Source organism: Streptomyces phytophilus (assembly GCF_013870535.1).
In the GTDB taxonomy this organism is placed as follows: domain Bacteria; phylum Actinomycetota; class Actinomycetes; order Streptomycetales; family Streptomycetaceae; genus Streptomyces; species Streptomyces phytophilus.
Genome location: NZ_JACBXC010000172.1, coordinates 1 through 7,698, shown reverse-complemented (window position 1 = coordinate 7,698; position 7,698 = coordinate 1). Strand labels below are relative to the sequence as shown.

The following is a 7,698-nucleotide window of genomic DNA, read 5'->3' as shown; positions in this document are numbered from 1 at the left end:
GCCGGGCCCTCCGGCCCGTAGGACACCCGCCCCCGGGGCGCGTTCCGGGCCCGGCGCACAATGGGCAGGTGTCGACCTCCCCGCCGGGCGCCCTCATCCGCCCCGCCGCACCCCAGGACATGGCAGCGATCGCCGAGATCTACGCGTACTACGTCACCGACACCGTGATCACCTTCGAGGAGACCCCGCCGCCGCCCGCGTACTGGCGGCAGCGGCTGCGCGACCTGGCCGAACGCGGCCTGCCGTTCCTCGTCGCCGAGGCGGCCGGGAGCGTCGCCGGCTACGCCTACGCCGCGCCCTGGCGGCCCAAGCCGGCCTACCGGCACACCGTCGAGAACACCATCTACCTCGCGCCCGGCCGGACGGGGCAGGGCATCGGCGGCGCGCTGCTGGCCGAGCTGGTCGAGCGGTGCGCGGGCACGGACGTGCGGCAGATCATGGCGGTGATCGCCGACACCGGCGACGACACCTCGCCCCGGCTGCACAGGCGGTTCGGGTTCACCGAGGTGGGGCGGCTGACGGAGGTGGGGTTCAAGCACGGGAAGTGGCTCGACACGGTCCTCATGCAGCGCACCCTGCGCGGCCCGGGGCAGGGCTAGAGCGTGTCTCCTTGTCCTTTCCGTCGGTTGATCGGATGCGCCTGTCCGGTTGTTGATCACTGATGGAACGGATCCTGGCCGCACTCCACCTCGCCGCCATCCTCATCTGGAGCCGGGACTGAGGGGCGCGGATACCAGATCACGCGTGGGAAGCTGCTCAGCATCGTGAGACAGCACCCCAAAAGGGTACGTTCCGCTACCGAACCGGCATGATCCGTAACTCTGCGTATACGGTCGAGACGGAATTGTCACCCCCACCCTGGAGATGTCGTGGCACGCTTCCGTACCCGTCTCGCCCTACTCGGCTCGGCCGCAGTTCTCGCCGCCTGCGCCGCCGTCCCCGCGCCGTTCGCCGGAGCGCAATCCGCCGCCGCGGCCGAGAAGAAGCAGTGGGTCGCCCTGGGTGACTCCTACACCGCCGGGGTCATCAAGGCCGCGGGCGACCCCATCGATTACCCGCGCGACGGCTGCGAGCGCACCGACAAGTCCTACCCCGAGGTCGCCTACCAGGACCTCTGGTACTTCTTCGACCTGACCAAGAACGTCAGCTGCGGCGCCGCCACCATCGACAACGTCACCGACCAGGCCCAGGAGCCGATCGGCCACCACTTCCCGCCCCACTTCCCGGACCCGGACTACCCGTTCCCCGCGGTGCCCCCTCAGTCAGAGGCGGTGGACCCCGACACCGACGTCATCACCGTCGGCGTGGGTGGAAACACCCTCGGCTTCGCCGACATCCTCGACAAGTGCACCCGGCTGGGCGGCGAAGCCGACGGCGAGGGCACCCCGTGCAAGGACGCCCTGGCCGCCGGCATCCCGGCCCGGCTGAACAAGGTGAGCCAGGAATACGACCGGATGCTCACCGTGCTCCACGAGCGCGCCACGAAGGCGAAGATCCTCGCTGTCGGCTACCCCACCATCGTCCCCAACGACACCTCCAAGTGCGGCTGGGCGGACATCACGAAGTTCGGCACCATCACCCAGGGCGACCTCGACTGGCTGCGCCAGGACGTCCTGGAAGCCCTCAACAAGACCATCGAGAAGTCGACCGGCACGCAGGAAGCCGCCAGCTTTGTCGATCTCTACGACTCCTCCCAGGGGCACAGCGTCTGCGACGACGACAAGTGGGTGGAGGGCCTCATCACGCCCCCTGACCAGCTGTCCCTGGTGCACCCCAACGCCCACGGCCACCGCAACGCCGCCGACCACGTCGGAAACGCGATGCTGAACGCCATCGACGAGAGCTGACCCCCACCGCACCCTCGGGGCAAACCCGCAGCGAACCGGCCCTCGGCGTTCAGCCAGGGCCGGTTCCGTGTTCCAGGCCGACCCCAGCTCCGGCCTCTCACGTCTGGGAGACAGCCCCTGGCCGCGCACCTGGGAACGGTGCCGCCCGGTACTCCCAGCGCGGTCCCGGCTGCGCCTGCGGCGCGCCCTGCGGGGGCTGCGGCTGCCACCCCGGGCCCGGCCCCACGGGCTGCTGCGGCTGCTGCCACCCCGCCACGCCCTGCACGACCGACGCCGGCGCCGGGCCCCGCGACGCTTCCGCGCCGTCGGCGAGCCGGTGCGCCCCGTACACGATCAGCGCATACGCCGCCAGGCCGAACGCGACCGTGTGCAGCACCGCCCGTACGACGTTCCACGCCACCCACTTGTCCTCGAAGTCCGCCCGGACCGCGGCCAGGTCCTTGATCCGGTCCGGGTCGCCGGCCCGGTCGAGCTGGTCGTTGAGCGGGATGTTCCCGGCGACGGTGACGCCGAACGCGACGACGTACAGCACCAGCGCCGCGATCAGCCACGGCAGCGCCTCGCGGCCCTGGCCGCGCCAGGCCAGCACGACGGCCAGGCCGAGCAGCGGGATCGAGCCCATGAACGGGAGCATGAACACGGGGTTGACGATGGCCTTGTTGATGCCCTGCATCGCGTCGACGAGGGTGCGGTCCGAGGACCGGCCCAGGCCCGGCATGACCGCGTACGCGAAGGCCGCGAAGAGGCCGGCCATGAGCCCGGTGCCGAGGACGGAGGCGAGCAGGGCGCCTGTCTGCAGGTGTCTCATGAGGCGTCCTCCGGGTTCCACACGCCCGTGGCGGCGGTGTCGCGGGCGTAGTCGGTGAAGTCGCGGGCCGGGCGGCCGAGGAGCTGCCGGACGCCGTCGTCGACGTACTCGTTGCGGCCGTCGAGGACGCTGGTGAAGAGGTACGTCAGCAGGTCGGTGACCTCCCGCGGGACGCCTTCCGCCGCCAGTCCCGCGGTGAAGTCGGCCAGCGGGACCGGGACGAAGCGCACCTGGCGCCCGGCCGCCGCGGCGATGGCGGCGACGGCCTCGGCGAAGGTGAGCAGCCGGGGTCCGGTCAGCTCGTACGTGCGGCCCACGTGCCCGTCCTCGGTGAGGACGGCCGCCGCGGCGGCGGCGATGTCCCCGGCGTCCACGAACGGCTCGCGGACGTCCCGGGCGGGCAGCGCCACCTCGCCGCCGAGGACCGGGTCGAGCAGGTAGCTCTCGCTGAAGTTCTGCGCGAACCACGCGGCGCGCAGCACGGTCAGGTCCGCGCCCGTCGCCGCCACCGCCTTCTCCGTCGCCGCGGCCTCCTCCTCGCCGCGCCCCGACAGCAGCACGAGGCGCCGCGCGCCCTTCGCCACCGCCAGCTCGGCGAACGCGCCGACGGCCTCGGGCGCGCCGGGGACGGCGAGGTCCGGGTAGTAGGAGAGGTAGACCGACCGCACGCCGTCGAGTGCGGGCTCCCAGGTCGCGCGGTCCTCCCAGTCGAACGGGACGCCGCCGGAGCGGGAGCCGATACGGACCGGCAGGTCGCGGCCGGTCAGCAGCTGGACGAGCCGGCTGCCGGTCTTGCCGGTGCCGCCGAGTACGAGGGTCAGGTCGTTGCGGTTCATGGAGTCCTCCCCGGATTCGCAAGCGGTGGCGGCGGTTTGTTTTCCGCCACACCACGACCCTCCGCCGAAAAGGAATCGACAACAACGATCAACCGGGCAAGTATCGTTAACCGGGGGTTGACGATCCCCCGATCATCCCTCTGACCAGGGGGGACGATGACCGCAGCCGGAAGGGGGCGCCGTGGAGCGGCGCGAGATCGAGACGTTCCTCGCCCTGGCCGAGGAGCTGCATTTCGGCCGCACCGCCGAGCGGCTGCACGTGTCGGTCGCGATGGTGAGCAAGTCGGTGAAGAAGCTGGAGCGCGCCGTCGGGGCACCGCTGTTCGACCGGTCCAGCCGCCGGGTGGCCCTGACGCCCATCGGCCGCCGCCTCTACGAGGACGTGCGGCCCGCCTACCGGCAGCTGCTCGACGGCTTCGCGCGCGCCGTGGCCGCGGGGCGCGGCGTGGAGGGGGTGCTGCGGGTCGGGTTCCTGGGCACCGCGGTCGCGCAGTTCGTGATGCAGGTCGCCGAGGAGTTCCGCATCCGGCACCCGGACTGCCGGGTGGAGATCACCGAGGCGCGCTACGCGGATGTCGCCGGACTGCTCGGCGGGGACGTCGTGGACGTGCTGCTGCTGGCGTCGCCGGGCTTCGACGCGGAGCTGGCCGCGAGCCAGGTGCTGTTCAGCGAGCCCCCGGTGCTCGCGGTCTCCGCCCGGCACCCGTTCGCGCGCCGCGCGTCCGTCTCGCTGGAGGACCTGGCCCGCGACAAGGTGCTGCGCCCGCGCGCGATCCCCGAGGAGGTGGACGCGCTCTCCGTGCCGGCCGCGACCCCCGCGGGCCGGCCCATCGAGCGCGGCGACGACTTCGCGACGATCCAGGAGATGTTCGCGCTCGTCGGCGCCGGCCGCGGCGTCTTCCCCGTCCCCACGCACGCGAGCCTGTACGACGCGCGCCCCGACGTCGTGTACGTGCCGATGGCCGACGGGCTGCCGTACGAGTGGCGGCTGATCTGGCGCACCGCCGGGGAGACCAACCGGATCCGCGCCTTCACCGCGGCGGCCCGCGACTTCGTCGCGGCGAACGGGAACCCGCTGCTGCCGGCGGAGGGGTAGCGGAAGGGCTCAACCGTTCGCGCGCGTACGCCCCGCGCGCCTCATACGGGCCGCGGCGCCCCGATCGTCGCCCACACCGCGAACCCCGCCCCCGACGGCTCCGTCCCCCACGCCTCGCTCAGCGCCGCCACCAGCCCCAGCCCGCGCCCGCACTCGTCCTCCGGCCCCGCGACCGTGCGGATCGGGACCCCGTACGACCCGCCCTGGTCCCGTACCTCCAGCCGCACTCCCGGCGCGCGCAGCGCCAGCAGGCAGACGATCCTGCCGCCGCTCGCGTGCAGCACGGCGTTGGTCACCAGCTCGGAGATCACCAACTGCGCCGCGCCGCACACGTCGTCGCACATCCGCCAGCGGCCGAGCAGCTGCCTGACATGCGCGCGCGCCTCGGCCGCCGCGGCGGCCCGCGCCACGAGTTCGAAGCTCTCGCCGTGCGCCGCGGCGTCGAAGTCCGCCGTGGTGCCGAGCGCGCTGTGGGATGAGGGGGCCATGGGCCGGATGCCTTCCGTACGTCCGTCGAGGGGGGCCACGGCGTCCGACCGCCCCGGAGCTTCGCACGTGGGCGGGCGGCTGCCGTGTGAACGGCGTCACACGCCAACTATGCGTGGGCCGGTCACGGATCGCAAGCGCTGTTTTGCAGACTGCACATTCGGGAATGCATATCGCTGCGAGCGATCCCACGGGCGTGGCACACTGCGCACCGGCAAACTCACCGACGAAGCCCCGAGTTGCCCGGGAGGTGCGAACCCATGGCGCGAGCAGGCGCCGAGGCGGGCACGGCGGCCATATCCGGCCAGTCGGCCCCCACGGCAGGCCGGATCGTGCTGGGCCGCCGCCTGCAGAACCTGCGCGAGAGCGCCGGATTCACGCCCGAACAGGCCGCCAGGGCGCTGCGCGTCAACGCGACCAGCGTCCGGCGCATGGAGAAGGCCGAAGTCGGCCTCAAGTACGCCTCCGTGGAGAAGCTGCTGCGCACCTACGGGCTGCCGCAGCCGGACATCGACTCCTTCCTCGTCCTCGTCGAGGAGGCCAACAAGCCCGGGTGGTGGCACCGGTTCCGCGACGTCCTGCCGGAGCAGTTCGGCCTGTACGTGAGCCTGGAGTCGGCCGCCAGCCTCGTCCGCGCGTACGAGCCCCACTGCGTGCCCGGGCTGCTGCAGACCGAGGACTACGCCTGCGCCCTGATGGCCGCGGGCACCCTGCCGCTCGCCCCCGAGGAGCGGGAGCGCCGCGTCACCCTGCGCATGCAGCGACAGGAACTGCTCATACGCGAGCCGAAGCCGCTGCGGCTGTGGGCCATCGTCGACGAGGGGGCCCTGCGCCGCACCGTGGGCGGACCGCAGACGATGCGCGCGCAGCTCGACCGGCTGGTGGAGGCCACCCGGATGCCGAACGTCACCCTCCAGGTGCTCCCGTTCGACACCGGCCCGCACCCGGCCATGTACGGGCCGCTGCACCTGCTGCGCTTCCCCGCCCCGGAGCTGGGCGACTTCGGCTACAGCGAGAGCCTGACGGGCCCCGCCTACGTGGAGGACACCGCGCTGGTCTCCCAGTGCCTGGAGGCCCTCAACCGGATATCCACCCAGGCACCCCCGGCACATCAGACCGAGAACATCATCACCAACATCCGGAAGGAAGTATGAAGATGACGCACACGCACGGTGCGAACGACGCCCACCACACCGGCGCGGCGGCCGGCGGGCAGGTGTACAACGGCATGCCCGCGCGCGAGCTGGGCACGGACGGCTGGGACAAGCCGTGGAGCGGCCCCAACGGCGACGCCTGCGTCGAGGCGAAACGACTCGCCGACGGCCTCGTGGCGCTGCGCCAGTCCACCGCCGACGACGGCCCCGCGCTGATCTACACCGCCGAGGAGATGCGGGCGTTCATCGCGGGCATCAAGAACGGGGACGCGGACTTCCTGCTCTCCTGACCGGGCGCCCCGGCCACCGCCCCCACGCGCGTCCCGTACGCCGCCGCCCCCGCCACCGGGCGCCGGCACGATTCGAAACGGACTGACCACGTGACCGACGAGACCCCCGCCCCGCACCACGTCGACCAGACCCGGGCACACCCCGCCCGCATCTACGACTACATCCTCGGCGGGCACGACAACTACGAGGTGGACCACACCGCCGCGCGGCAGGTGCTCTCCGTCTGGCCCCAGGCCCGTACCGCCGCCCGCGTCAACCGCGCCTTCATGCGCCGCGCGACGCACTGGCTGGCCGCGGAGGCGGGCATCGACCAGTTCCTCGACATCGGCACGGGCATACCCACGGAACCGAACCTCCACCAGGTCGCGCAGGACGCCAACCCGGCCGCGCGGGTCGTCTACACGGACAACGACCCGCTCGTGCTGCGCTACGCCGAAGCCCTCATGACGAGCACGCCGCAGGGCCGCACCTCCTACCTGCACGCGGACGTCACCGCGCCGCACACGATCCTGGAGGCCGCCGAGTTACGGGGCACCCTGGACCTCGGCCGGCCGATCGCGCTCTCCTGCAACGCGCTCTTCCACTTCATCCCCGACCGCGACACCCCCCACGAGATCATGGAAACGCTGCTCAAGCCGCTGGCCCCGGGCAGCTTCCTGGCCCTGTCGCACGGCACGGCCGACTTCGACCCCGAACACATCGGGTACGTACAGGAGATCTACCACGGGCAGGGCATCCCGCTGACCACGCGCGCGAAGGGGTCGATAGAACCCTTCTTCGCCGGACTGGAGCTGGTCACCCCGGGCCTGGTCGCGCCGCACCGCTGGAAGCCGGACGGCGACCCGCTGACCGACGCCGAGGCGGCGGCGCTGGACGCGGAGGTGTCCCAGTACGCGGCGGTGGCGCAGAAGTCGTAGAGCCCCGGGGGGCGGGGGTCGCCGGGGGCGGCGGACGCCGCGGGTGCGGCGGGCACCTCAGGCCCGCCGCACCTCGTCGTACGGGCCGAGGAAGGCGAACGCGCCGCCGCGGGCCCGGTACAGGAAGAGGGAGCCCGGCAGCTCCAGTCGGTGCGTCGCGTCCTGCGCGAACCGCAGGTCCTTGACCACGCCGCGGTACGCGTCCCGGAACAGCTCCTGCGCGAGGGCCCCGCGGCCGACGGTGTCGTCCGTCGCGGTCCGCT

10 protein-coding genes are annotated in these 7,698 nt (G+C 72.6%); 6 read left to right on the top strand and 4 right to left on the bottom strand.

Annotated elements, in window-relative coordinates; all coding sequences use genetic code 11:
* The first annotated feature begins 68 nt into the window (after positions 1–68).
* Together H5J30_RS11415 and H5J30_RS11410 are read left to right on the top strand one after the other, a co-directional pair.
* Positions 69–599 carry a GNAT family N-acetyltransferase gene (locus H5J30_RS11415; RefSeq protein WP_181787321.1) on the top strand — a complete coding sequence of 177 codons (531 nt, stop codon included), beginning with the start codon at positions 69–71 and terminating at the stop codon, positions 597–599.
* A gap of 270 nt (positions 600–869) precedes the next feature.
* On the top strand, positions 870–1,847 hold the full coding sequence (locus H5J30_RS11410) for an SGNH/GDSL hydrolase family protein (protein ID WP_181787320.1): 978 nt from the start codon (positions 870–872) through the stop codon (positions 1,845–1,847).
* Positions 1,848–1,944: 97 nt separating this feature from the next.
* Here the strand turns inward: H5J30_RS11410 and H5J30_RS11405 are convergent, their stop codons facing one another.
* Together H5J30_RS11405 and H5J30_RS11400 are read right to left on the bottom strand one after the other, a co-directional pair.
* The gene (locus H5J30_RS11405) at positions 1,945–2,655 is read right to left on the bottom strand and encodes an anthrone oxygenase family protein (protein ID WP_181787319.1); all 711 of its coding nucleotides are present in this window, start codon (positions 2,653–2,655) and stop codon (positions 1,945–1,947) included.
* On the bottom strand, positions 2,652–3,491 hold the full coding sequence (locus H5J30_RS11400) for a Rossmann-fold NAD(P)-binding domain-containing protein (protein WP_181787318.1): 840 nt from the start codon (positions 3,489–3,491) through the stop codon (positions 2,652–2,654). The genes H5J30_RS11405 and H5J30_RS11400 overlap by 4 nt, the downstream gene beginning before the upstream one ends.
* A gap of 181 nt (positions 3,492–3,672) precedes the next feature.
* Between H5J30_RS11400 and H5J30_RS11395 the strand changes: the two genes are divergently transcribed.
* On the top strand, positions 3,673–4,587 hold the full coding sequence (locus tag H5J30_RS11395; protein WP_181787317.1) for a LysR family transcriptional regulator: 915 nt from the start codon (positions 3,673–3,675) through the stop codon (positions 4,585–4,587).
* A 41-nt stretch (positions 4,588–4,628) separates the two neighbouring features.
* Here the strand turns inward: H5J30_RS11395 and H5J30_RS11390 are convergent, their stop codons facing one another.
* Positions 4,629–5,075, bottom strand: a complete 447-nt coding sequence (locus H5J30_RS11390; RefSeq protein WP_181787316.1) for an ATP-binding protein — start codon at positions 5,073–5,075, stop codon at positions 4,629–4,631.
* Between the two features lie 258 nt (positions 5,076–5,333).
* Here H5J30_RS11390 and H5J30_RS11385 point away from each other — a divergent pair, with 258 nt between their 5' ends.
* The 3 genes from H5J30_RS11385 (at position 5,334) to H5J30_RS11375 (ending at position 7,435) form a co-directional block, all read left to right on the top strand.
* Positions 5,334–6,227 (top strand): Sco1979 family transcriptional regulator, encoded by an 894-nt coding sequence (locus tag H5J30_RS11385; protein WP_181787315.1) that lies wholly within the window; start codon positions 5,334–5,336, stop codon positions 6,225–6,227.
* On the top strand, positions 6,224–6,517 hold the full coding sequence (locus tag H5J30_RS11380; RefSeq protein WP_181787314.1) for a DUF397 domain-containing protein: 294 nt from the start codon (positions 6,224–6,226) through the stop codon (positions 6,515–6,517). Before H5J30_RS11385 ends, H5J30_RS11380 begins: the two co-directional genes overlap by 4 nt.
* Positions 6,518–6,607: 90 nt before the next feature.
* Entirely contained in the window at positions 6,608–7,435 is an 828-nt protein-coding gene (locus tag H5J30_RS11375) for an SAM-dependent methyltransferase (RefSeq protein WP_181787313.1), read from the top strand.
* Between the two features lie 57 nt (positions 7,436–7,492).
* On the opposite strand, the gene H5J30_RS11370 is transcribed toward H5J30_RS11375, so the two are convergent.
* On the bottom strand, positions 7,493–7,698 hold a 206-nt coding region (locus tag H5J30_RS11370), incomplete at its 5' end, for a hypothetical protein (RefSeq protein ID WP_445194937.1).